The organism is Achromobacter sp. UMC71 (assembly GCF_014170305.1).
Taxonomy (GTDB): Bacteria; Pseudomonadota; Gammaproteobacteria; order Burkholderiales; family Burkholderiaceae_B; genus Achromobacter.
This window is the reverse complement of the sequence record NZ_LZZT01000037.1, coordinates 1-22925: the sequence shown is the minus strand read 5'-3', so window position 1 is coordinate 22925 and position 22925 is coordinate 1. Positions and strand designations below refer to the sequence as shown.

21 protein-coding genes are annotated in these 22925 nt (G+C 66.6%); 6 read left to right on the top strand and 15 right to left on the bottom strand.

The window, feature by feature from the left end:
- Position 1: 1 nt before the first annotated feature.
- The 10 genes from A9974_RS17925 to A9974_RS17880 form a co-directional block, all read right to left on the bottom strand.
- Positions 2 to 853: a branched-chain amino acid ABC transporter permease gene (locus A9974_RS17925; RefSeq protein ID WP_183005523.1), complete on the bottom strand. Its 852-nt coding sequence runs from the start codon at positions 851 to 853 to the stop codon at positions 2 to 4.
- 45 nt (positions 854 to 898) lie between these two features.
- On the bottom strand, positions 899 to 2155 hold the full coding sequence (locus A9974_RS17920) for an ABC transporter substrate-binding protein (RefSeq protein WP_183005522.1): 1257 nt from the start codon (positions 2153 to 2155) through the stop codon (positions 899 to 901).
- Between the two features lie 317 nt (positions 2156 to 2472).
- Positions 2473 to 3279 carry a putative hydro-lyase gene (locus A9974_RS17915; RefSeq protein WP_183005521.1) on the bottom strand — a complete coding sequence of 269 codons (807 nt, stop codon included), beginning with the start codon at positions 3277 to 3279 and terminating at the stop codon, positions 2473 to 2475.
- A gap of 101 nt (positions 3280 to 3380) precedes the next feature.
- Positions 3381 to 4292, bottom strand: coding sequence for a LysR family transcriptional regulator (locus tag A9974_RS17910; protein ID WP_183005520.1), 912 nt, complete (start codon positions 4290 to 4292; stop codon positions 3381 to 3383).
- 85 nt (positions 4293 to 4377) lie between these two features.
- On the bottom strand, positions 4378 to 5727 hold the full coding sequence (locus A9974_RS17905) for an amidase (RefSeq protein ID WP_183005519.1): 1350 nt from the start codon (positions 5725 to 5727) through the stop codon (positions 4378 to 4380).
- Positions 5728 to 5816: 89 nt separating this feature from the next.
- Positions 5817 to 6500, bottom strand: a complete 684-nt coding sequence (locus A9974_RS17900) for a DUF2848 domain-containing protein (RefSeq protein WP_183005518.1) — start codon at positions 6498 to 6500, stop codon at positions 5817 to 5819.
- Positions 6501 to 6563: 63 nt separating this feature from the next.
- The gene (locus tag A9974_RS17895) at positions 6564 to 7847 is read right to left on the bottom strand and encodes a TRAP transporter large permease (protein WP_183005517.1); all 1284 of its coding nucleotides are present in this window, start codon (positions 7845 to 7847) and stop codon (positions 6564 to 6566) included.
- A complete protein-coding gene (locus A9974_RS17890; RefSeq protein WP_183005516.1) occupies positions 7844 to 8464 on the bottom strand; it encodes a TRAP transporter small permease subunit in 621 nt (206 codons plus the stop codon). Before A9974_RS17890 ends, A9974_RS17895 begins: the two co-directional genes overlap by 4 nt.
- A 78-nt stretch (positions 8465 to 8542) precedes the next feature.
- Entirely contained in the window at positions 8543 to 9589 is a 1047-nt protein-coding gene (locus A9974_RS17885) for a TRAP transporter substrate-binding protein (protein ID WP_183005515.1), read from the bottom strand.
- A gap of 343 nt (positions 9590 to 9932) precedes the next feature.
- The gene (locus tag A9974_RS17880; protein ID WP_183005514.1) at positions 9933 to 10838 is read right to left on the bottom strand and encodes a LysR family transcriptional regulator; all 906 of its coding nucleotides are present in this window, start codon (positions 10836 to 10838) and stop codon (positions 9933 to 9935) included.
- Positions 10839 to 10926: 88 nt separating this feature from the next.
- On the opposite strand from A9974_RS17880, the gene A9974_RS17875 reads away from it, so the two are divergent.
- Both A9974_RS17875 and fabV read left to right on the top strand, forming a co-directional pair.
- A complete protein-coding gene (locus A9974_RS17875) occupies positions 10927 to 11886 on the top strand; it encodes a DMT family transporter (RefSeq protein WP_183005513.1) in 960 nt (319 codons plus the stop codon).
- Positions 11887 to 12006: 120 nt separating this feature from the next.
- Positions 12007 to 13203, top strand: a complete 1197-nt coding sequence (fabV, locus tag A9974_RS17870) for an enoyl-ACP reductase FabV (RefSeq protein WP_183005512.1) — start codon at positions 12007 to 12009, stop codon at positions 13201 to 13203.
- Positions 13204 to 13257: 54 nt separating this feature from the next.
- Here fabV and A9974_RS17865 read toward each other — a convergent pair whose 3' ends face one another.
- The 3 genes from A9974_RS17865 to A9974_RS17855 form a co-directional block, all read right to left on the bottom strand.
- Positions 13258 to 13581 carry a type 1 fimbrial protein gene (locus A9974_RS17865; protein ID WP_183005511.1) on the bottom strand — a complete coding sequence of 108 codons (324 nt, stop codon included), beginning with the start codon at positions 13579 to 13581 and terminating at the stop codon, positions 13258 to 13260.
- Positions 13582 to 13716: 135 nt separating this feature from the next.
- A complete protein-coding gene (gene serB, locus A9974_RS17860; RefSeq protein WP_183005510.1) occupies positions 13717 to 14439 on the bottom strand; it encodes a phosphoserine phosphatase SerB in 723 nt (240 codons plus the stop codon).
- Between the two features lie 13 nt (positions 14440 to 14452).
- Positions 14453 to 15361, bottom strand: a complete 909-nt coding sequence (locus A9974_RS17855; protein WP_183005509.1) for a LysR substrate-binding domain-containing protein — start codon at positions 15359 to 15361, stop codon at positions 14453 to 14455.
- Positions 15362 to 15604: 243 nt separating this feature from the next.
- Here A9974_RS17855 and A9974_RS17850 point away from each other — a divergent pair, with 243 nt between their 5' ends.
- The 3 genes from A9974_RS17850 to A9974_RS17840 are packed head-to-tail and all read left to right on the top strand — an operon-like array spanning position 15605 to position 19348.
- Complete coding sequence (locus tag A9974_RS17850) at positions 15605 to 16681, top strand: ABC transporter ATP-binding protein (protein ID WP_183005508.1); 1077 nt, start codon at positions 15605 to 15607, stop codon at positions 16679 to 16681.
- Positions 16682 to 16694: 13 nt separating this feature from the next.
- Positions 16695 to 18341 carry an iron ABC transporter permease gene (locus tag A9974_RS17845; RefSeq protein ID WP_183005507.1) on the top strand — a complete coding sequence of 549 codons (1647 nt, stop codon included), beginning with the start codon at positions 16695 to 16697 and terminating at the stop codon, positions 18339 to 18341.
- A 23-nt stretch (positions 18342 to 18364) separates the two neighbouring features.
- Positions 18365 to 19348, top strand: coding sequence for an ABC transporter substrate-binding protein (locus A9974_RS17840; protein WP_183005506.1), 984 nt, complete (start codon positions 18365 to 18367; stop codon positions 19346 to 19348).
- Between the two features lie 80 nt (positions 19349 to 19428).
- Here the strand turns inward: A9974_RS17840 and A9974_RS17835 are convergent, their stop codons facing one another.
- Positions 19429 to 20100, bottom strand: coding sequence for an ABC transporter ATP-binding protein (locus tag A9974_RS17835; protein WP_183005505.1), 672 nt, complete (start codon positions 20098 to 20100; stop codon positions 19429 to 19431).
- On the opposite strand from A9974_RS17835, the gene A9974_RS17830 reads away from it, so the two are divergent.
- Positions 20099 to 20746, top strand: a complete 648-nt coding sequence (locus tag A9974_RS17830) for an arylesterase (protein ID WP_183005504.1) — start codon at positions 20099 to 20101, stop codon at positions 20744 to 20746. The two genes, A9974_RS17835 and A9974_RS17830, sit on opposite strands and share 2 nt — an antisense overlap.
- Positions 20747 to 20761: 15 nt before the next feature.
- Here the strand turns inward: A9974_RS17830 and A9974_RS17825 are convergent, their stop codons facing one another.
- Positions 20762 to 22729, bottom strand: a complete 1968-nt coding sequence (locus tag A9974_RS17825) for a SurA N-terminal domain-containing protein (protein WP_183005503.1) — start codon at positions 22727 to 22729, stop codon at positions 20762 to 20764.
- Positions 22730 to 22925 lie beyond the last annotated feature (196 nt).

Sequence of the window (22925 nt, the reverse complement as noted above, 5' to 3'; positions counted from 1 at the left end):
GTCACCACCGCCCGAACAGGCCGCGCGGCCGGTACCAGAGAACCAGAATGAACAGGATGAACACGCTGACGGTCTTCAAGGCCGGCGCCACGAAGTAGCCCGTCATCGCCTCGATGATGCCGATCAGGATGCCCGCGACGAACGCGCCGGGCAGCGAGCCGAAGCCCCCCATGCACACGGCCACGAAGGCGAGCAGGCCGAACACGGTGCCCACCGACGGAAACACGTAGAAGAACGTGGTCAGCAGCGCACCGGCAAGACCCACCGCGGCGCTGCCCAGCATCCAGACCTGGGCGTTGACCCGATCCGGCGAAATGCCCACCAGCGCCGCCACCTGCCGGTCTTCGGCGACCGCCTGCAAGGCATGGCCCCAGCGCGTGCGGTACACCAGGATGAACAGCGCAATGATGACCACCAGCGCGATCAGGCCGGTCACCACTTGCGGACGGCCCAGCGAAATGCCGGCCAGCGTGACGCTGCCGGACACCATCGTGTCGGGCAGGCTGCGATAGTCGGGGCTGAAGGCAATGAAAGCCAGCTGGCGCAACACCAGGCCCAAGCCGAAGGTGGCCAGGATGACCGCCATGGCCGGACCTTTCTGCAAGCGCTTGATGATCAGCGCGTAGGTCAGGAAACCGACGAACGCGAGCACGATGGCGACCAGCGGCGCCGACAGCGTGGGGTCGATGTGACCCAGGGTATAGAGCCAATAGGCGGCATACATGCCGAGCATCAGGAATTCGCCGTGGGCGAAGTTGATGACGTCGGTAATGCCCCATATCAGCGCCAGCCCCACCGCGACGGCGGCATAGATCAGGCCGTTGAACAGGCCTGCGGAGAGAGCTTCAAACATGGAGTGCTCCTGTGGCGGGCCCCCGCGGCCCGCCACGTCTGGTGATTACTTCCAGGAGAACGGCAGCGTGGGCAGCGTCTTGTCGCTGCGGTACTTTTCCGGCCATACCGTCTGGTACGACGAGCCCTTGAGTTCCAGGATCAGGCCCGAACCCTTGGTGTTCTGGCCCTTGTCGTCGAACTTCACGCCGGCCCAGGGCATGGCCACTTGCGACTCGCCCAGATCGGTGGCCGCCAATGCCTTGCGGATGGCTTCCGGATCGGTGGAACCGGCGCGATTGATGGCGTCGGCCAGCACCAGCACGCCCTGCATCGAACGGGCGTTATTGCCATTCAGGTCCTTGCCGGTCTTGGCCTTGTACATGTCGTTGATCTTTTTCAGACCGGCCTTGGCGGCGGCAACGTCATTGCCCCACACATCACGCGTCAGCACGCCCTGCACTTGCGGGCCCACTTCCTGCACGAAGCGCGAATCGATGAAGCCGGCGTCGTTGGCCAGCAGCACCGGCGGCGCGTACTTGCTTTCACGCATGGTGCGCACGAACAGCATGGCATCCGAGGTGTAGCTGGCGAAGATCGCCACGTCGGCCTTGGCCGCGGCAAGCTTCTGCACTTCGGCGGTCACCGAGGCCGAACCGGCGCTGTAGGCGATGTTGGCCACCACTTCGCGCTTGTACTGCTTGGCGAATTTCTCGACGGCCTTGTAGGTGTTGACGCCGAAGTCGGTGTTCTCGTACACCACGGCGATCTTGCCGGTAGGCGTGCCCTTGATGGTGTCCAGGAACTGCATCATGTTTTCGACGAAGGTATCATCGTTGGGCGAGGTGCGGAAGAACCACTTGTAGCCCCGCTCGGTCAGGTCCGGGCTGCTGGATTCGCCGTTCAGGTAGGGAATGCCGCGCTGTTCGGCGATGCGGCTGGCCGTCTTGGTCACGGCCGATTGGTAGGCGCCGGTCAGGGCCACCACTTTTTCCTGGTCGATCAGGCGCTGCGCGTCGGCCAGGCCCACTTCAGGCTTGCCCTGCGAGTCGCCGAACACCACTTCGATCTTGGCCCCGCCCAGCGCGGGCAGCCCGGCGCCTGCGGCCAGCGGAATGCCCTCGAGTTCGGGATGCGGATTGTTGACGATGTCCACGGCCAGTTCCACCGCGGCCTTGATTTCGGCGCCGGTGGACGCGAGCGCGCCGGACAAGGGATAAATCGCGCCGATTTTGACGGTCTTGACCTGCGCCTGTGCCTGCAGCGGCGCGGCGGCGAGCAGCACCAGACTCGCGGCGACACCCGCAATGAGCTTCATCTTCATTACCAGACTCCTGGAAAAATTCCACTGTGAAAGCAATGCAATCTGCGGGGCCCGCGGCCCCGGGCCCGGCCAATCCGGGCTTGCGGCAACCCGCCACCCTCCGATAGCCGGAAGGCGGTGAGGCCTGAACTTCTGTCGCCTTTTCCCCTTGTCCTGTCATGGATCGTTCTGGAGGCAAAACCAAAGCTGCTTGGCGCGCCCGGTAGCGGGCGCCTGTGATGCTGACTGCGTGATCGTGCGTGTGGTCGATGATTCCTGTCTGTGGCGCTGTTTCTAGCGTGTATGTGCTGACGGTTGGCTGAGAATGCCTGCGCGGCCTACAGAATGGCCATGCGGCTGTTGATCAGGTCCGTGACCAGCATGTGGCCCGGCGCGTGGGTGATGCAGAATTCGGGACGCACGGCTGCCACCACGGACTGCGGCGTCACGCCGCAAGCCCAGAACACGGGCAGCTCGCCGGGCCGGATCTCCACCGCGTCACCATAGTCCGGCCGGTTGATGTCGGCAATCCCGATCAACGCGGGGTCGCCGATATGCACGGGCGCGCCGTGTACCGAGGGAAAACGTGAAGTGACCTGGATAGCGCGGATGGCGTCCGCGGCCTTCAACGGCCGCATCGACACCACCAGCGGGCCGCCGAATGCGCCCGCGGCGTGGGTCGGGATGCTGGTGCGATACATCGGCACGTTGCAGCCCTGCTCGATATGACGCACGGGCAGGCCGTTGTCCAGCATCGCTTCTTCAAACGAGAACGAGCAGCCGATCAGGAACGACACCAGGTCGTCGCGCCAGATGTCGCGCACGTCGGTGGGCTCGGCCACCAGTTCGCCGTCGTGCCAGACGCGGTAGCGCGGAATATCGGAGCGGATGTCGATGTCCTGGCCCAGTTCGGGCAAGGCGGGGTTGCCCGGTTCGGACATGGCCAGCAAGGGGCACGGCTTGGGGTTGCGCTGGCAGAAATGCAGGAAATCGGCCGCCAGCGCGCGCGGCAGGATCGCCAGGTTGGCCTGCACGTGGCCCGGCGCGAGATTCGCCGTGGGCCCGGTCAGTTTGCCGCTGCGGGCGTCGAGCCGCGCGCGGCGCGCCAGTTCGATGCTGTGACGGGCTGCCGAATCGAATGCCATTGCTATTCCCCTTGCGCCAGTATTGGTATGGGGGCATTGCACCGGAACTGGGGGCCCGCGTCTAATCATATGTTGCGATAGACCCCGATCAGAATTCCTTATCAGGGTTTTGCCGGATGGCGCAACGCCTCATCGCGCGCAATCTGCTGCGCGGCTTCGGCCACGGCCCGCGGCACCTGGCTGTCCGGCCCCTGCATCCAGCAGGCCGTGTAGTGCAACGGCGGCAAGGCCGGCGCCTTGACATCCAGCAGGCGCAATTCGCCCTGCGCCAGCTCTTTTTGCAGGATCACGGGCGCGATCACGGCCGTGCCGATACCATCCAGCGCCATCCGCACGATTACGCTCAGCGCGGAGCTGCCGTACATGCGCGGCGCGTCCACGCCGGCCTGCTGCAGCAGCTGACGCACGGCGCGATGCGGATCGGTGGTGGACGAATAGGTGATGACCGGCCACTGCGCCAGGCGCTTCAGGCCGATCGGCAGACGCCCGACCTTCAGCTTGGGGCTGGCGACCCAGCTGAGCGGGTAATTGCACAGGTACAGGTTTTCGACCCGCGGCTCTTCCATCGGGCCCAGCAGGAACGCCAGGTCGATCTGGCGTGAGGCCAGCTGGGTCTTGAGCATGGTGGTGGTGTCCACCTGGATTTCGACCATCAGCGCCGGGTAGGCGTCGTGCAGGTACTCCATCAGGGTGGGCAGCCAGGTGTGGACGATGGTCTCGGACACGCCCAACCGCAAGGTGCCGCTCATGATGCTCTTGGCACGGGCCGCTTCCTGCATGTCACGCCGCAGTTGCAGCATGCGTTCGGCGTGGGACAGCAATTCGCGTCCCTTGCCCGTCAGCTTGATGCCGCGCACGTCGCGGTCGAACAGACGGATGCCCAGGTCGGCTTCCAGCGACGCGATGCGCTGGGAGATGGCCGGCTGGGTCGCGTTGAGCTTTTCGGCGGCCGCGCGGAAGCCGCCCAGCGTGGCCACCCAGAAAAACGTCTCGATGTTGCGCAGATCAATCATGGTGTCAGCTTGCCGCGTATACCAGTGCGTGTCCAGCCGTCATCGACACCGTTGCCCGGGGCCGCCGCGGCGGCCCCGTGGCGCGTCAACGTCCGGCGAGCAGGTCTTCGACCGACAGGCCGATGGCCAGGATGCGGCGGTCGGCGCCGTTGCTGCCGGCAATCATCAGCCCCACCGGTGCGGTGCCGTCGGCATGGCATGGCAGCGACAGCGCGCAGCCATCCAGGAAATTGATCAGGGTGGGATTGCGCAGGATCAGGCCGTTGGCCGCGTAATAGGCGTCATCGGAGGCCGCCAGATCCGCCACGGGCGGCGCGACGATGGGCGTGGTCGGCATGATCAGCGCGTCATAGCCGGCGATGCGGCGGTCCACCGCGGCCACCCAGGCTTCGCGGGCATCCAGCAGGTCCAGGTAGTCGGCGGCGCTCATGTCCTTGCCGCGCAGGATGCGCGACACCACGCGCGGGTCGTAGCGCTTGCCGGCGCGCTCGATCAGCGCCCGGTGCCAGGCCCAGGCCTCGGCGGCCGTGAAGCCGCCCTTGGCGTTGATGTTGGCCACTTCGGCGAATTCGGGGATGGCGATTTCGTCGACCAGGGCGCCGGCTTCGACCAGGCGAGCCACCGTCCGGGCGAAGGTGTCGGACACATGCTTGTCCATGGCGTCCAGCGCCAGGGTCTTGGGCACGGCCAGGCGCAGGCCGCGCAGCGGCAGCGCATCCGGCACCGGTCCGCCCTCGCCCGACAGGATCGCGTCCAGCTCGGCGCAGCAGCGCACGCTGGCGGCGATGGGGCCGATGGAATCCAGGTTGGCCGACAGCGGCAGCACGCCTTCCATCGATACGCGCCAGGCGCTCGGCTTGAAACCGGTCAGGCCGCACAGCGCGGCGGGAATGCGCACCGAGCCGCCCGTGTCCGAGCCGATGGCGGCCGCGGCCATGCCATCGGCCACCGACACGGCGGCGCCCGACGAGGAGCCGCCGGGAATGCGGCCGGTGGCGCGGTCCCAGGGGTTCAGCGGGGTACCGTAGTGCGGGTTGATGCCCAGGCCCGAATAGGCGAATTCGGTCATGTTGGTGCGGCCGATGATGACCGCGCCCGCGGCGATCAGGCGTTGCACGACTTCGGCGTTGGCGTCAGCCGCCGGTTCGCCTTCGCGCGCCACGGAACCGGCCAGCGTGGTTTCGCCTTCGATGTCGAACAGGTCCTTGATGCTGACCGGCAGGCCTTCGATGGCCGAGCGGACGATGCCGGCGGCGCGCAGCGTGTCGGACGCGCGGGCCTGGGCCAAGGCCGAATCCGCGTACAGGCGGGTAAAGACGCGGGCGCCCTCGCCCGCCGGGTCCGCGGCGCGCGCCAGCGCGGCCTCGGTCAGTTGCACGGAGGTGGCGCGGCCGTCGTTCAGGGCCGCCGTCAGGTCGTTCAGGGTCGAAAGCATAAGGTTCCAGATGCCGCCGGGGCGGCGTGAAAAATATGGACGGACGGGCGCGCCCGCAGCGCAAGGCGCGCCGGTATCACCGCAGCTGCCTAGGCCACCACGGGCAGGCTGTCCACATGATAACGGTGACGCAGGCTGCGTTGGCGCCGCGGATCGTACAGTTCCATCGTGAAATCGGCCGCCGGGCGGATGCCGCCGATGGCTCCGACCGTGCCGCAGGTCATGCCGGCGCCTTCGGGCAGCACGGCGGCCCCGCCGGTATAGCCGGCAATCAGTTCCTGCGGCGTGCGCAGCGAGGACAGCGGGCCCTCCTGGTACAGCACCTGAACGCCATTCTCGACGATCCAGGAGCGGATGATCAGCTCGTCCCAATGGCCAGCCACGTCGGCCAGGCGCCAGGCCTGGGCCGCGACCGGCTTGATGCAGACCTGCTTGGACATGGCCACGCTGACCGTCTCCAGCTTGCGGTCGGTGTGGTCTGAAGCGATGCTGACGTACATCTCGCCGTCCGCCGCGAATACAAAGGTCTCGACCTCGCCCGACGAATCGCCGCCCAGCGCCTGCACGCGTTCGGCCTGGGTCAACTGGTTCTCGGCGATGCGGTAGTACAGCGGCACGCTGCTGGGGCGCGGCACGCCGATGGCGGCCAGTTCTTCGATGTGGTGCTCGATGGCGGCCATGTCACGCCCGGCCCAGCCGGCCACGATCAGGGTCTTGACGTCCACCTCGATCTGGCGGGGGACTTCGGCTTCAATCTGGAATACGGCTTTCATGGATATCCTGCGTAGGGAAAATAGAAAATGGGCGCGGCACGGACCGCGCCCGGTGCGGTGGCGCTAGCCGAACACCCGCGGCAGCCACAGGGCCAGGTCCGGCCACCAGGACAGCAGCGCCAGCATCAGGAACATCGCCAGCACGAACGGCAGGCTGCCGACGATCACGGCGCCCATCGAGCCGCTCTTGCGCAGGCTCTGCACCACGAACAGGTTCAGCCCCACCGGCGGCGTGATCAGCGCGGCTTCGACCAGGATGATGATGATGATGCCCAGCCAGATGGGGTCGTACCCCAATGCGATCATGATCGGCGCCACGATGGGGATGGTCGTGATCATCATGGACAGTGTTTCCATGAAGCACCCCAACACCAGGTAGAACACGATCACGATCAGCAGCATCCAGCCCGGCGACAGCCCCAGGCCCGTAATCGACTGGGTCAGCGCATCGGTCAGCCCGGTCGCCGACATGACGAAGTTCAGGAAGCTGGCGGCAACGACGATCAGCATGATCATCGCGGTGGAACGCATGGTGCCTTCCATCGCTTCGCGCAGCATGGTCCACGTCAGGCGGCGGAACCAGGCAGCCAGGATCAGCGCGCCCAGCACGCCCAGCGCCGCGGCCTCGGTCGGCGTGGCCAGGCCCGCGTAGATCGATCCCACCACCAGCAGGAAGATCCCCATGGGCGGCGCCAGGTGCACCAGGCTGGCAAAACGCTCGCCCCAGGTAGCCTGGATCTTCTTGCCGCCCCATGACGGTTTGGCCAGGCAGGCGATCGCCACCGTCAGCATGAACAGGGCCGCCATCGCGAACCCCGGGATGATGCCGGCCAGATACAGCTTGGGCACCGAGGAATTGGTCAATACGCCATAGATGACCAAGTTGATCGACGGCGGGATCAGGATCCCCAGCGTGCCGCCGGCCGCCAGGCTGCCCAGGAAGAGCGGCTCGTTGTAGCCGTACTTGCGGATCTGCGGGATAGCTACGGTACCCACCGTGGCGGCCGTGGCCACGCTGGAGCCCGAGGTGGCCGAAAACAACGTGGAGGCGCCGATGTTGGCGTGCATCAGGCCGCCCGGCAGCCAGGACAGCCACAGGCTCATCGCGCCGTACATGCGTTCGGCAAAGCCGGCGCGCAGCAGCACCTCGCCCAGCATGATGAACAGCGGAATCGCCACCAGCAGGAATTCATTGTTCGTGCTCCAGGAAATCTCGCCGATCGCGCGCGACAGCGGCAGCATGGAGAACATCGGGTCCAGGATCAGGCCCAGCACCCCCAGGGCGGCGCCCACGGGAATCGACAGGCCGATCAGCACCAGCAGCAAAGTCAGGGCGGTCGCGATCATGCCGAGGCTCCTTTCACCATGCGCTCGCCAGCGGCGGCTTCTTCATCGGCCTCTTCCTGCGCCGAACGCACGCCGCAGATCTCCTTGACCAGCGCCAGGTCGCCGGTCACCAGCGCGGCCGACGCGCGCGCCAGCATCAGCGCCACGGTCACGCACATCCACGCCAGCCCCAGCACCCACAGGCCCTGCGGAATCCACAACGGCGTGGCCAACGGCGTATTGGCCGCCGACTTCTGGGCCCAGGAAGTCTGCACCACCTCGTAGGCGTAATAGGTCAGGAACACCATGAAGACCGCCAGGGCGACCATGGAGATCCAGTCCAGCAAGGCCGATACACGCACCGGCAGCATCTGGTAGAGCACGTCCACGCGCACGTTGGCGCGTTGCAGCGTGGCGAAGGCCAGCGCCCACGACGTGCTGATGGCGAAGGCGTAGCTGGACAGTTCGTCCGCGCCGCCCGTGTTGAAGCCCAGGAACTTGCGGGCCAGCACGTCGAAGGAAATGAGCAGGACGCTGGCGACGGTCAACGCGCCGCCCGCCCATACGGCCATGCGCGAGCAGGTCTCGGCGCGCCGCAGCAACCCGCCCAGCAGGCGGAAGTGTTCGGATCGGGTCATGAAAAAGCCTTTTGCGGCCGGAGCCGGCCTCGATGGGGAAGCGCGGGCGCGCCGTGGAAAAACGGCGCGCCGCCGCGTTTACTTGCTGGCGGTCACGCCCAGCGTCTTGCCGACGGTGGCGTTGAAATCCTTGACGCATTGCGCGGAGCAACGGGCGGCCCATTTGGGCAGCACGGCTTCCTGCGTGACCTTCTTGAGCAGCGCGCGGTCGGCATCCGACGGCTGCACCAGCACCATCTTGCCCTTGACCGGGTACGGGCAGGCCGCGGCGCCGGTATTGCAGTCATAGCCCTCTTGCGTCTGGCGCGCCGCGGCATCCCAGATGTTGTCGACCAGCGTCTTCACGTTGGCCTGCACGAACGTGCGGACGTTCGGATCGAGCTTGTCCCAGGCTTTCTGGTTGACCGCGTGGATCTGCTGGTTCCAGTTGATCGGCAGGGCCACCAGGTGGGTCGACACTTCGTACCACTTGGCGGAGTAGCCCGATAGCGATCCGGTGATGGCGCAGTCGACCACCTTGTTCTGCAGCGCCGGCACCACTTCGCCGAACGCCATCGTGACGCTGGAACCGCCCAGCGCCTCGACGAACTCGGCCGTGGTGCGGCTGCTGGTGCGGACCTTCTTGCCCTTGATGTCGGCCAGGCCCTTGATGTCGGCGTTGCAGAACAGCACCTGCGCCGGATAGGTTGAAATGCCCAACAGTTTGACGTTGTTGCCTTCGCCGTACAGGCGGGCGTAGACCGGCTCGAACGCATTGGTGACCGCGCGCGCCGTCTGTACGTCGGGCGCCAGGCCGGCCAGGTCGATGGCCTCGTTGATCGGGTTGTCGCTGGCGAAGTACGACAGCGTGGCGGTGCCGAACTCGACCACGCCGGTCGACATCAGGCGCAGCAGCTCGGGCCCCTTCAGGCCCATTTCGTTGAAGCCCTTGATGTCCGCCGTCACCTGGCCCTTGGAGGCTTCCGGCACGGTCTTGGTCCAGAAAGGCTTCTCGTAATCGTTGTAGGCGGTAAGGTTGGACAGGCCGCCCACCACTTTCAGATGGGTCTTGGGCAGGTCTTGCGCCTGTACGGCGCCCGTCAACAGACTGGCCGCGACGGCGGCTAGAACAAGCGACTTCTTCATGGACAACACTCCTGGCTGGCGGGATGGTCTGCCGCGCGCAGGTCCCCGTTACCCTGTTCGCGCGCGGGTAGAAATCGAAACGTCAGAGGAGTCGGTTTTTCCCCCGGCCCGTGTCTCCAGGCCTTCTCTGATGTGCCGCCATTGCAGCGTCAGGGGCGCCCAGCGTCCAATCGTATGTTGCGATGTGGGGGTATAAATATTTCTTGGGTCTCGCCGCGGCAAACGTTGGCATCGGCCGCGCAACCAGTAACCATGCGGCTTTGCGGGACATTGCGGACGACGGGCGCGGCAGCGCCGCAGCCGGCTTTCATGCCGGCCGCGACTTGCCCTTTGGGGAAAACACCTACGCGGGAATGCTGTCGCCGGCCTGCGCCGCGACCTTCTGCGCCATCTGCGCGATCAGGCGGACGGCATGGCTGTCCGGGCCTTGCACCCAGGTCGCCGTAAAGCTCAGTTCCGGCAGCGGATCGGCGTCCACCTGCAGGATGCGCAACTCACCGCGCGCCAGTTCCTTGCCCAGGAACACGGGTGCGATCACGCTGGTGCCGATGCCGTCCTGCGTCATGCGCACCACCATGGACATGGAGGCGCTGCCGTACATGCGCGGCGACGCGACGCCCGCGCGCGTCAGCATGTCGCGCACCACGCGGTACGGCGCGCTGTTGGACGGATAGGTGATGATGGGCAGCCGGCCGATGCGCTCCAGCGTCAGCGGTTCTGGCCCCAGCTCCAGCAAGGGACTGGCGACCCATGCCAGCGGATACGTGCACAGGGGCAGGTTCTCGACCCGCGCCTCGAGCACCGGCCCCATCAGGAAGGCCAGGTCGATCTGCCGGGCCATCAGGTGTGAACGCAGCACATGCGTCGTGTCCACCTCGATTTCCAGCACCAGCGCCGGATACGACGTATGCACCAGTTCGATCAGCGTGGGCAGCCAGGTCTGCACGATGGTCTCGGCCACGCCGATGCGCACCGTGCCGGTCATGACGTTCTGCGCGCGCGCCGCTTCGAACATGTCGCGCCGCACCTGCAGCATGCGTTCGGCGTGCGACAGCAGTTCGTGGCCCTTGCCCGTCAGCTTGACGCCCCGGGCGTCGCGCTCGAACAACTGCACGCCCAGGTCGGCTTCCAGCGACGCGATGCGCTGTGACACCGCCGGCTGCGTGGTGTTGAGCTTGTCGGCGGCCGCGCGAAAGCTCCCCAGCGTGGCCACCCAAAAAAATGTTTCTATGTTGCGTAGTTCGATCATGAGCCTTTTCCCCCGGCGCGATGAGCGTATCATGTCAGCCGCCCCGGCACCCTGCCCGCGGCCCCCTTCGCGCACAAGGAGTCTGTCCATGTCCCCGGCCGCTACCGGTCGCCCGCCACGCGGCGCATCCGCCGCCAGCGGCCCGCTCGTTGGCATCCTGTTGCTGGTGCTGTCGATGTGGACCCTGTCCTGCCTGGACGCCAGCGGCAAATGGGTCATGAACGCGGGGGTGCCGCTGCTGGTGCTGTCGTGGTTCCGCTATGCGGTGCATTTGGTGCTGGTGCTGGCCCTGGTGCTGCCCACCCGCGGACTGGGCGTGCTGCGCAGCAAGAAGCCGCGCGAACAGATCCTGCGCGGCGGCTCGATGTTCCTGGCCACGCTGATGTTCTTCACGACCCTCAGCTACATTCCCCAGGCCGAGGCCACCGCCATCAATTTCCTGGCGCCGCTGCTGGTGCTGTCGTTGGCGCCCTGGGTGCTGAAGGAACCGGCCCGGCTGTCGCGCTTTGTCGCTGCGGGCATCGCCTTCATCGGCGTGGTCATCGTGATCCGCCCAGGCGGCGGGCTGCATCCGGTCGGCACCATTTTCGGCCTGATCACGGCCTGTTGCTTTGCGGCCCAATTCATCGCCACGCGCCGCGTGGCCGGCGACGATCCGTTCACCTCGCTGATCTGGAGCGGCGCGGTGGGCACGGGCTGCCTGACGCTGGCCCTGCCCTTCATTCTGCCCCCCGCCCTGCCGGTATTGCAGTCGCTCACGCCGCTGGACTGGACCTTGCTGATCTCCACCGGCGTCACCGGCGGCCTGGGCCACCTGTTCCAGATCGCCGCCTACCGCCGCGCGCCCGCGTCCACGCTGGCGCCCTTCATCTATTTGCAGATCATCAGCGCCACCACCGTCGGCTGGCTGGTCTGGGACCACTTCCCCGACCCGCTCACCTGGCTGGGCATCGCCATCATCTGCGCCAGCGGCATCGGCATCGGCCTGGTCGAGTGGCGCCGCGGCCGCGCGCTGGCGATGGCAGCCGCGGGGGCCGACGCCCGCTAGTTCCCGGGCGCCTGACGTGTGCGGGCTGCCCCGGCCAGGCGCGCCCGCCTCCCGTACAATGCTCGGCGCTTCCCGCCTGTCGCGCGGGCGCCTCCCCGGCATTCCCTGAACGAGGTCTTCATGGTCATCAAACCCCGCGTGCGCGGCTTCATCTGCGTCACCACCCATCCCGTCGGCTGCGAAGCCAACGTCAAGCACCAGATCGACTACGTCCGCGCCCAGGGTCCGATATCCGGAGGGCCCAAACGCGTGCTGGTGATCGGCGCGTCCACCGGCTACGGCCTGGCCGCCCGCATCAGCGCAGCCTTCGCCTGCGGCTCACAGACGCTGGGGGTGTTCTTCGAACGTCCGCCCGAAGCCGGCAAGGCCGGCACGCCGGGCTGGTACAACAGCGCCGCTTTCGACAAGTTTGCCAGCGCCGAAGGCCTGTACGCCAAGAGCATCAATGGCGATGCCTTTTCCGACGCCGTCAAGGCGCAGGCCATCGCCGCCATCAAACAAGACCTGGGCCAGGTCGACCAAGTGATCTACAGCCTGGCCGCGCCGCGCCGCACGCACCCCAAGACGGGTGAAGTGTTCAATTCCACCCTCAAGCCGATCGGCCATGCCGTCAATCTGCGCGGGCTGGACACGGACAAGGAAGTGATCAAGGAATCGGTGCTGGAGCCGGCCACCCAGGAGGAAATCGACGGCACCGTGGCCGTGATGGGCGGTGAAGACTGGCAGTTCTGGATCGACGCCCTGCTCCAGGCCGGCGTGCTGGCCGAAGGCGCCACCACCACCGCCTTCACCTATCTGGGCGAAAAGATCACCCACGACATCTACTGGAACGGCTCCATTGGCGCCGCCAAGAAGGACCTGGACCAAAAGGTGCTGGACATCCGCGCCAAGCTGGCCGCGCGCGGCGGCGATGCCCGCGTGTCGGTCCTGAAAGCGGTGGTCACCCAAGCCAGCTCGGCCATCCCGATGATGCCGCTGTATCTGTCGCTGCTGTTCAAGGTCATGAAAGCACAGGGCACGCACGAAGGCTGCATCGAGCAGGTCTACGGCCTGTACCGCGACAGCCTGTGCGGCGATGCGCCGATCCTGGACGCCGAAGGCCGTCTGCGCGCCGACTACAAGGAGCTGGCCCCGGCCGTGCAGGCGCAGGTGCAGGCCCTGTGGCATCAGGTCACGAAGGAAAATCTGTACGACATGACCGACTTCGCCGGCTACAAGCAGGAATTCCTGCGCCTGTTCGGTTTCGAGATCGACGGCGTGGACTACCAGGCCGATGTGGACCCGGACGTGAAGATTCCCGGGCTGATCGCGGCCTGAGGCCGCCAGCCTGGCTTGCCACCCTGCCCGCCGGATCTCGCGTCCGGCGGCCGCCTACCGATAGGTCAGCGTCACGATCCGGCCATACTGCATCGGCTGGCCGCGGCTATCGGTCTTCAGAACCACCTGTTCCACCCGCGTCGTGACGCTGCGGGCCTGCAGATCGGCCTGGCTGGCCTGACCCAGCCCGCTGCGGGTCTGGCACTGCAATTGCGCGACCGGCGCCTGACCGGTGCTCACACCGGTGACCCGGCAATTGGTAGCGTCAACAATGGCGCCCTGAAAATGAATCGTCCCGTCCGCCGGACCAGCGGTGGCAAGCGTGGGACTCAGGGCAGCAACGACGAGCAACGCACGAACGGATCCAGAAATGATCATGGCATTTCCTTTGCGCAAGCAGGTACGGGAAGGCGGTATGCCCTCTCTCCTGATTTACGGCGCGTTCGCGGGAAGCTTTAATCCGGCGCCTGTCCGCGTCGTCGCGCATTAGATTACGCCTGGCGCGACCCGGTATCAATGCTCCGCCGGCGAAAACAGCCGCAGCAGCTGATCCAGCCCGCCCTGGTCGATGGCGACCTTGGCCTGCTGGCGCACCGCCGGCTTGGCGTGATAGGCGACCGACAGGCCGGCGGTGCGCAGCATCGGCAGGTCGTTGGCGCCGTCGCCCACCGCGATGGCCTGCTCGGGGCCGACGCCCAGCGATGCGCAGACTTCCAGCAGCTTGCGGCGCTTTTCCTCGCCGTCGCACAGGTCGCCCCACGGTTGCGCCAGCAAACGGCCGGTCAGGCGCCCATCTTCGATTTCCAGCACATTGGCGCGCACGTCGTCCAGCCCCAGCCGCACGCGCAGGCGGTCGGTAAAGCAGGTGAAGCCGCCCGTCACCAGCAGGCAGAACAGGCCCGCTTCCTTGCACGCCGCGATCAGGGTTTCCACGCCGGGATTCAGGCGCAGGCGCTGTTCGTACACCTCGTCCAGCCCCGCCTGCGGCATGCCCGCCAACAGCGCCACGCGTTGCCGCAGGCTTTGCTTGTAGTCGGTGATCTCGCCGCGCATGGCCGCTTCGGTCAGGGCGGCCACCTCGGCCTTCTTGCCCATCAGGTCGGCCATTTCGTCCAGGGTCTCGATGGCGATCAGCGTCGAGTCCATGTCGAACGCAATGACTTTGTAGTCCGACAGTTTGAGCGGCGGCGCGATACCGCGCCATTGCAGGCCGGAAGCGCTGGAGGATTCTTGCATGGACGGCGTCCTTCTATTGTTCGGGTAGGGGGTGGCGGGCTTGGCGACCCAGCCAGTCGATGAAATGCCGCGCCGCGGTGGCGGCAGGCCCTTCCTGCCGGTACAGGGCATGGACACCGGCATTGGGCAGCCGCGGCTCCAGGAAGACGGGCCGCAGCCGGTCCGCGAGCAGGTCGTCCTGCAACAGGCACCAGGGCGCCAGCGCGATGCCCAGATCGTTCATGGCCGCCTGCATGCACAGGAACTGGTGATCGAACACGGGACCCGGCAACTGCGCCGGCACGTCTACCTTGGCCAGGGCGAACCAGCGCGGCCAATGGTCCATGCCGCTGGACACCTTGAGCAGCGGGTGCCGCAGACAGTCGGCGGGCGTGGCCAGCCGGTTGCGTTCGATGAAGCGCGGCGAGGCCACCGGCACGTGGAAATCATCCAGGCAATGTACACAGGCCATCTCGGGATGGGCCAGATAGCCGTGGCGGATCCGGACATCGCTACCGGCATCGTCGCCGCGGTCCAGGAATGAACGGCCCTGGGTGCTCAACTGCACGTCGATGCCCGGATGCAGCGCCTGGAACGCCGACAGCCGCGGGATCAGCCATTTCATGGTCAGGGACGGCGTGGCGCTGACGCGCAGCAAGCCGCCGTAGCTGGGCGAGCGCAACTTGGCGGTGGCCGCCGCGATGCGTTCCAGGCTGGCCTGGACCTCGGGAAAATAGGCTTGCGCGCAAGGCAGCAGCGTGACGCCGCGCGCCTCGCGCGCGAACAGCGGCTGGCCCACGTAGTCTTCGAGGATGCGGATCTGCTGGCTGACCGCACTGTGCGTGATGCTCAGCTCGTCGGCAGCGGCAGTGAAACTGCGCAGGCGCGCGGCGGCCTCGAATACCCGCAAGGCTTTCAGCGGCGGCAGGCTCGGGCCCGCCATGTCAGGCGACGTCCGCCCGCGCGCCGCGACGGCGCCAGGCTTTGCTGCTGTTTCCCACGTTTTCCCTTGTCATCTGTTTTTTTACGCCGGTGCGTCACGATCCGCCTGCGCTATGAGCCGCATTCTAGGGGATTGCGGCGGCGCCGACCTCTTAGAAAATCTAACGACTAGCCTTAAAAAACACCGCTGGTGGGCGGCGGCGGGCCTTCCTATGATGCGCTCAATCCCAAGCAGGAACCTTTCATGGCATCCATCACGGTAGACGGCATCATCAAGACCTTCGGCGGCCAGCAAGTGCTGCGCAACCTGTCGCTGCATATTCCCGACGGCGCGTTCTATACGCTGCTGGGCCCCAGCGGCTGCGGCAAGACCACCCTGCTGCGCTGCATCGCGGGCTTTTACGCGCCCGACGGCGGGCGCCTGCTGTTCGACCAGGACGACGTGACGCACGTGTCCGCGCACCGCCGCGACATCGGCATGGTGTTCCAGGACTACGCGCTGTTTCCCGACAAGAGCGCGTTCGACAACGTCGCGTATGGCCTGCGCGCCCGCGGCGTGGGCCGCGCCGAGACCACCCGCCGCGCCAACGAGGCGCTGGACAAGGTCGGTCTGCTGGCGCTGGCCGACCGCTACCCGGCGCAGATGAGCGGCGGCCAACGCCAGCGCGTGGCCCTGGCGCGCGCCCTGGTGATCCGTCCGCGCGTGCTGCTGATGGACGAGCCGCTGTCCAATCTGGACGCCAAGATGCGCCTGCAGATGCGCGACGTGATCCTGGATTTGGTGCGCGAAGCCGGCATCACCACCGTGTTTGTGACGCACGACCAGGAAGAAGCGCTGGCGATGTCCGACCGCATCGCCATCATGGACAGCGGCAACATCGCCCAGCTGGGCACGCCCGAGGAACTATACGGCACCCCCGTCAACGCCTACGTGGCCGACTTCATCGGCTCGGCCAACGTGATCCCGGTGCCGGCCCGCGGCGGCCTGACGGGCGCGCCGGCCGGGCATGTGCGCTACGAGCTGTGCGGACTGGGCTTTGACGGCACGCTGGGCGGCGCCGAGCTGGCCGACCGCGCCATGCTGATCGCGCGCCCCGAGGAACTGGCGCTGATGGCCCCCGCCCCGTATGTGCCCAACACGCTGCCCGGCAAGGTGCTGCGGCGCCAGTACCTGGGCTTCAAGACCGCCTACCGTATCGGGCTGCAGGACGGCTCGGAAATCCGCGTGGAGTTGCACGCGGGCAATATGGTGGCGCAATTCCAGCCGGGCGAAGCGGTGCAGGTGCTGATCCCCGCCGATAGCCGCGTCGTGAACGCCTGAGGACGCCCGCGCCATGAAGATCAAATGGTGGCCCTGGGGCATCCTGACCGCAATCAGCCTGACGCTGTTGCTGTTTTTCGTGCTGTATCCGCTGGGGGTGCTGTTCAGCAACAGCATCACCGGCCAGGACGGCGGCTTCTCGCTGGAAGGCTTCAAGGCCCTGCTGGCCGATTCGCAATACCTGGAGGCCTTCGGCAACACGCTGGTGCTGGGGCTGGCGGTGACCACCTGCACCATCCTGGTGGGCGTGCCGTTCGCCTACATGGTGGCCCGCTACGACTTCCCGCTGAAGAACCTGGTGGCCATCCTGCCGGTGCTGACCATCGTGATTCCCGAGATCATCGTGGGCCAGTCGTGGCTGCTGATCCTGGGCAACAACGGCATCCTGACCAACCTGCTGGGCGAGGCGGGCATCGCTTTGCCGTCGTTCTACGGCTGGACCGGCATGGTGTTTTCGATGACGCTGGTCTACTACACCTACATCTACCTGGGTGTGCTGGCCGCGTTGCGCGGCTTTGACGGCCAGCTGGAAGAAGCCGGGCTCAGCCTGGGCACCCCGCCCTTCATGACCAAGCTGCGCGTGCTGGTGCCGGTGCTGCTGCCGGCGGTGCTGGTGAATGCGTTGGTGGTGTTCACCCTGGTGGTGGGCAACTTCGCGCTGGCCATGCTGCTGGGCAGCCGCGTGCCGCTCCTGTCGGTCATGACCTACAACACCTTCGTCAGCGAAATGGGCGGCAGCCCCACGCTGCAAAGCGCCATGTCGGTGGTGTCCATCGCCATCGTCGCCATCGTGCTCTTCATCCAGAAGCGCGTGGTCGAACGCAAGGTCTACACCATGACGCAGGGCCGCGCGCCGGCCGCGCGCCGCGTGCGGTCCTGGACGGCCCTGCTCTACACCGGCGGCGTCGGGTTCGTGATCCTGGTGTCGATGCTGCCGTTGGTGATCGTATTCGTGGCGGCCTTCACCAAGACCAGCGGCCCGGTGATGCAATGGGGCTCGTGGTCGCTGGCCAGCATGCAGCGCGCGCTGCACGGCGCGCCGGAACCCATCCTGAATTCGCTGAAGTTCGCCTCGCTGGCCACGGTCACCGGCGTGGCCTTCGCGGTGCTGGTGAGCTACCTGACCATCAAGAAGCGCAGCGCCTTCACCCAGGTGCTGGACTACATCGTGGTGCTGCCCCTGACCATCTCGGGCACGGTGCTGGGCATTGCGCTGGTGCAGACCTTCAACACCGGCTGGCTCGTGCTGGCAGGCACGTCCGGGATCATGGTGCTGTGTTATGCCGTGCGGCGGCTGCCGTTCGCGGTGCGCAACGCCTCGTCGGTGCTGTTCAACATCCCCGACTCGATCGAGGAAGCGTCGATCAGCCTGGGCGTGTCGCCGCTGATGACCTTCTTCAAGGTGATCCTGCCCGCCATGAAGGCTTCGATCATCTCGGCCGCCATCCTGATGTGGCTGACCACGATTTCCGAGTTATCGGCCTCGATCGTGGCCTACAGCGGCGGGCTGGAAACCATGCCCATCGCCATCTTCCGTCAGGTCGACGGCGGCCGCCTGGGCATGGCCTCGGCCTACGGCGCCGCCCTGGTGACCGTGATCGTGCTGCCCATCATCGTGTCGGTCAAAGCGTTCCGCATCAAGCTTTTCTCCGGCAAATAACCCGCACCCACCAAAGGCTTCCCATGCAACTCAAACACCTCCTGCAAACCGGCCTGCTGGCCGCCACCCTGGCCTCGGGCGCCCTGCACGCCCAGAACGTGGTCCTGTATTCGTCCAACAACACCGAGACCATCGAAACCGCGCTGGACGCCGTCAAGGCGAAGTCGCCCAAGCTGAACGTGCAGCCGGTGACCGGCGGCACGGGCACGATGATGAAGCGCATCGAAGCCGAAGCGCAGAACCCGCGCGGCGACCTGTTCTGGAGCGGCGGCTTCGGCACCCTGGGCGCCTATCGCCAGCATCTGCAGCCCTACCGCTCGCCCGATCTGGACAAGATTCCCGCCGAGTTCCGCGGCCCGGATGATCTGTGGGTGGGCACCAACGTGCACATCATGGTGCTGATGGTCAACGAGCGCCAGCTCAAGGGCCTGCCGGCCCCGGCCACCTGGTCGGACCTGATGCAGCCGCAATGGAAGGGCAAGTTCGCCATCACCGATCCGTCCAAGAGCGGCACTGCCTACATGCTGGTCTACGGTCTGTACAAGCAGTTTGGCCAGGAAGGCCTGGACAAGATCGCCGCCAACGCCGTGGTCACGGCCTCGTCCGGCACCACCTACAAGGGCGTCGCCGCAGGCGAATACGCAGTGGGCATGACGCTGGAATACGCCGCCCAGGAATACGTGGCCGGCGGCCAGAAGGAAATCAAGCTGGTCTACCCGTCCGAGGGCAGCTACCTGGCGCCCGAAGGCATGTTCATCATCAAGGGCGCCAAGAACCTGGATGCGGCCAAGGCGCTGTACGACGGCCTGCTCAGCAAGGAAGCCCAGGAAGCGCAACTGGTGAAGAACTTCCGCCGCCCCACCCGCACGGACATCGCGGTGGCCAGCCTGACCACCCTGCCCGACTTCAAGAGCATCAAGATCTTCCCGGTCAGCCAGGACGCGGCGGCCAAGGAATATGAAGCGGTGGTCACGGCCTGGAACCAGGCGGTCGCCAAGGCCAAATAAGCGAGGCTATCCGGCGGGCCGCCAGGCCTGCCGGCCGCCGGCCCGCGGGCGCCCTTTGCGCAGGCCCGACGGGCAGACCCCTACTGGACCACGCGTCCGGCCGCCAGCACCAGCTGGCTGGCGCAACGCGCGGCCAGCTGCGGATCATGGGTCACCAGCACCAGGGTGGTGCCGTGTTCCCGGTGCAGGTCGAACATCAGGTCGATGACCGTCACGCCCGTGGCGGCATCCAGGCTGCCGGTGGGTTCGTCCGCGAACAGCAGGTCCGGCTGCACCACGAACGCACGGGCCAGGGACACCCGCTGCTGCTCGCCGCCCGACAGGGTGCGCGGATAATGATGCAGCCGCGCGCCCAGCCCCACCCGTTCCAGCATGGCCTGCGCAGCCTCGCGGGCCGGCTGGCCGGCCAATTCCAGCGGCAGCATCACGTTTTCCAGCGCCGTCAGGTTCGGCAGCAGCTGAAACGACTGAAACACAAATCCCACGTGATTGGCGCGCAGGCGCGCCCGGCCGTCCTCGTCGAGCGCGAACAGGTCCTGCCCGGCCAGGCGCACGCTGCCCGAGCTGGGAACATCCAGGCCCGCCAAGAGTCCCAATAAAGTGGACTTGCCGGAACCGGAGCTGCCGGTGATGGCCACGGCGCTGCCCGCCGCCACCGTAAAATCGATGTCTTCCAGGATAGACAGCGTCCCGCCGGCATCGGCTACCCGCTTGCCCAGCCCTTTCACCTCGATCGAATTCTTGCTATCCATGCGCCTATTTCCCCGTCTGCTACTTACGTCCGCCCTCGCGACCGCCCTCTTGGCGCCCGCCCACGCTCAGACCGCCGCCGCGGCCCAGGGTTCCGCGCTGCGCACCGTGCTGGTGGTGGGCGACAGCCTGGCCGCCGAATACGGCATCAAGCGCGGCACCGGCTGGGTGCCGTTGCTGTCGGCCCGGCTTACCGAACAATACCCGAAGTACAAGGTGGTGAACGCCAGCATCAGCGGCGACACCACTAGCGGCGGCGTCGCGCGCCTGCCCGCGCTGCTGCGCCAGCATGAGCCGGCGGTGGTGGTGCTGGAACTGGGGTCCAACGACGCGCTGCGCGGCCTGCCGCTGAACATGACGGAACAGAACCTGCGCACCATGGCGCAGGCGGCCCGCAAGGCCGATGCCCAGGTGGTCATCGTGGGTATGCAGATCCCGCCCAACTACGGCCGCGATTACACCCAACGCTTTGCCCAGGTGTTCCCGACGGTCGCCAAAGACGAAAACGCCCGGCTCGTGCCCTTCCTGATGGAAGGCATTGCAACGAACCGGGCGATGTTCCAGGCCGACGGCATCCATCCCAACGAGGATGCCCAGGCCCAGTTGCTGGACAATGTGTGGCCGGCGCTGCGGCCACTCCTGCAATAAGCGTGGCGCGGCGGATCAGCCCGCCGCTTGCTGGGGCTGGTCGCCCCGGATGACCTCGGCGGCGGCCGGCAGCACCTGTACCTTATATTCTTCGCGCAACATGCGCACCAGCGCTTCGTTTTCGGCCTGGCCCCAGGCGCCCGACAACTGCTGCGCCAGGCGCTCCTTGTCGGCGGCGTCAACCGTGCCGGCGTCGACCTTCTCCAGGCGCACCAGCGTGTAGTCGGCACCCGATTGCACACCGGTGTAGGCCGGCAGCTTGGACGCCGGCAGGCGCATCACGGCGTCCAGCACCGGGCGCGGCAGGCTCTTGGGATCCTGGCGCGACACCATCAGCGGACCGCCGAAGCCCTCCGGCGCGGCAGCCGGATTGGCCTGATCGGCCGCCAGCGCGGCTTCGCCGGCCTTCTTGGCAGCCTCGGCCGAGCGCTCGTCCAGCAGCTTGGCGCGGATCGAATCGCTGACCTTGTCCAGCGGCGGAATGTGGGCGGGTTCAACCGCGGCCACGCGGATCGCCATCATCGTGTCGGGCGACAGTTCGATCACGCCGGAATTCTGCTTTTCACGCAGCACGTCGGGCGAAAACACCACCTGGCGCACACGCGGGTTGTCCAGCAGCGCGGCATCCGGGCTGTCGACGGCGGAACCCGGGCCAGCCTGGCCGGCGGGCAGCAGGCCTTCGCGGGTGACGCCCGAGGCCGTGCGCAGCTTCAGACCCACCGCGTCGGCGGCCGGCTGCAGGCTGTCGCGCTGGTCGTAGACCTGCTTGTTCAGCTGGCTGGCCATATCCGAGAAACGCGCGGCGGCCAATTGCTTGCGGACTTCAGCGGTGATCTGCTCCTTGACCTCGGCCAGCGGCTTGACTGCGGCGGGCTGGATTTCCGTGACCTTGACCACGTGGAAGCCCGACGGGCTTTCCACCACGCCCGACACCTGGTCCTTGGTCTGGCTGAACACCGCCTTTTCCAGCGGACCGGACAGCATGCCCGGCGCCAGCCAGCCCAGGTCGCCACCGTTGGCGGCCGAACCGGCGTCCTGCGAATTCTTGCGAGCCAGCTCGGCGAACTGCGCCGGGTCGGCCGCGGCCTGCTTGGCCAGGTCTTCCGCCTTGGCGCGGGCGGCCTTGCGCGCATCTTCCGAGGCGCCCGCGGGCACTTCGATCATGATGTGGCTGGCGCGGCGGCGCTCGGGCTGGCCGAAGCGATTCTTGTTCTGCTCGTAGTAGGACGCCAGGTCCTCGTCCTTGACCGTCACGCCTTGTGTGGCGGCGGCCTCGTCCAGCACCAGGTATTGCACCTGCACCTGTTCGGGGATCTGCAATTGCTGCTTGTTGGTGTCGTACCAGGTCTGGATGTCAGCCGGCGTGACCGTCACTTGAGAACGGAAATCGGCGGCGGCGAAGCGGCGCAGCTGCACCGTGCGCTGCTGCGTCAAGGCGGTTTCCAGCGTGGTCACCACTTCGGACGGCGCGCGGGCCGACTGGCCGACGGGCTCCAGCACACGGGCCACGGCCAGGTCGCGGCGCAGGCCGGCCTCGAACGACGTGGGCGACATGCCTTGGGCGGCCAGCACCTGGCGATAGCGCTCGGGCGAGAAACGGCCGTTGTCCTGGACTTCCGGAATCGCGGCAATGGTGTTGCGCAGCGTTTCGTCGGACACCGAGAAACGGTTGTCCACGGCCACATTGGCCAGGAGGCGCTGATTGATCAGCTGGTTCAGCAGGCTTTCGCGCAGCGCCGGCGTATCGATCACCGCGGGGTCGAACTGCGCGCCCAGGCGTTGACGGAATTGCTCCAGCTGGTTGCGGTGCGCCTGGTCGAACTCGGCGCGGGAAATAGGCTGGCCAGCGACCGTAGCCAATTCAGGCTCGCGGCGCATGAAGCTGTCATAGCCTTGAATCCCGACGAGGAAGAAGGAAGGCACAATCAGAAGCAGCAGGATGAACTGCATCCAGCGCCGATGGCTGCGAATAAATTCGAACATGGAATCCCTGTTGCCGCACACGGGAGGAGACTTCCGCCCCGGGCCGCACGAAAACGCATAAAAAAAGGCGAATCTCATTCGCCCTATTCCCATACCGGTCAAACCGGGTCAGCGGGCGGATTTTAGCATTTCTCATTCGTCCCGCAGCGTCCGATTCCAACACCCCGCGTCCCACCCCGCTGGCGCCCCTTCAAGC

Excerpts from the sequence above, each read along its gene's own strand:
- A9974_RS17865 (WP_183005511.1), bottom strand. The coding sequence starts at position 13,581 with ATGATCATTTCTGGATCCGTTCGTGCGTTGCTCGTCGTTGCTGCCCTG.
- A9974_RS17890 (WP_183005516.1), bottom strand. The coding sequence starts at position 8,464 with ATGACCCGATCCGAACACTTCCGCCTGCTGGGCGGGTTGCTGCGGCGC.
- A9974_RS17905 (WP_183005519.1), bottom strand. The coding sequence starts at position 5,727 with ATGCTTTCGACCCTGAACGACCTGACGGCGGCCCTGAACGACGGCCGC.
- A9974_RS17845 (WP_183005507.1), top strand. The coding sequence starts at position 16,695 with ATGAAGATCAAATGGTGGCCCTGGGGCATCCTGACCGCAATCAGCCTG.
- A9974_RS17855 (WP_183005509.1), bottom strand. The coding sequence starts at position 15,361 with ATGGCGGGCCCGAGCCTGCCGCCGCTGAAAGCCTTGCGGGTATTCGAG.
- A9974_RS17900 (WP_183005518.1), bottom strand. The coding sequence starts at position 6,500 with ATGAAAGCCGTATTCCAGATTGAAGCCGAAGTCCCCCGCCAGATCGAG.
- serB (WP_183005510.1), bottom strand. The coding sequence starts at position 14,439 with ATGCAAGAATCCTCCAGCGCTTCCGGCCTGCAATGGCGCGGTATCGCG.
- A9974_RS17885 (WP_183005515.1), bottom strand. The coding sequence starts at position 9,589 with ATGAAGAAGTCGCTTGTTCTAGCCGCCGTCGCGGCCAGTCTGTTGACG.
- A9974_RS17880 (WP_183005514.1), bottom strand. The coding sequence starts at position 10,838 with ATGATCGAACTACGCAACATAGAAACATTTTTTTGGGTGGCCACGCTG.
- A9974_RS17915 (WP_183005521.1), bottom strand. The coding sequence starts at position 3,279 with ATGGCATTCGATTCGGCAGCCCGTCACAGCATCGAACTGGCGCGCCGC.
- A9974_RS17830 (WP_183005504.1), top strand. The coding sequence starts at position 20,099 with ATGCGCCTATTTCCCCGTCTGCTACTTACGTCCGCCCTCGCGACCGCC.
- A9974_RS17835 (WP_183005505.1), bottom strand. The coding sequence starts at position 20,100 with ATGGATAGCAAGAATTCGATCGAGGTGAAAGGGCTGGGCAAGCGGGTA.
- A9974_RS17875 (WP_183005513.1), top strand. The coding sequence starts at position 10,927 with ATGTCCCCGGCCGCTACCGGTCGCCCGCCACGCGGCGCATCCGCCGCC.
- A9974_RS17925 (WP_183005523.1), bottom strand. The coding sequence starts at position 853 with ATGTTTGAAGCTCTCTCCGCAGGCCTGTTCAACGGCCTGATCTATGCC.
- fabV (WP_183005512.1), top strand. The coding sequence starts at position 12,007 with ATGGTCATCAAACCCCGCGTGCGCGGCTTCATCTGCGTCACCACCCAT.
- A9974_RS17895 (WP_183005517.1), bottom strand. The coding sequence starts at position 7,847 with ATGATCGCGACCGCCCTGACTTTGCTGCTGGTGCTGATCGGCCTGTCG.
- A9974_RS17825 (WP_183005503.1), bottom strand. The coding sequence starts at position 22,729 with ATGTTCGAATTTATTCGCAGCCATCGGCGCTGGATGCAGTTCATCCTG.
- A9974_RS17920 (WP_183005522.1), bottom strand. The coding sequence starts at position 2,155 with ATGAAGATGAAGCTCATTGCGGGTGTCGCCGCGAGTCTGGTGCTGCTC.
- A9974_RS17840 (WP_183005506.1), top strand. The coding sequence starts at position 18,365 with ATGCAACTCAAACACCTCCTGCAAACCGGCCTGCTGGCCGCCACCCTG.
- A9974_RS17850 (WP_183005508.1), top strand. The coding sequence starts at position 15,605 with ATGGCATCCATCACGGTAGACGGCATCATCAAGACCTTCGGCGGCCAG.
- A9974_RS17910 (WP_183005520.1), bottom strand. The coding sequence starts at position 4,292 with ATGATTGATCTGCGCAACATCGAGACGTTTTTCTGGGTGGCCACGCTG.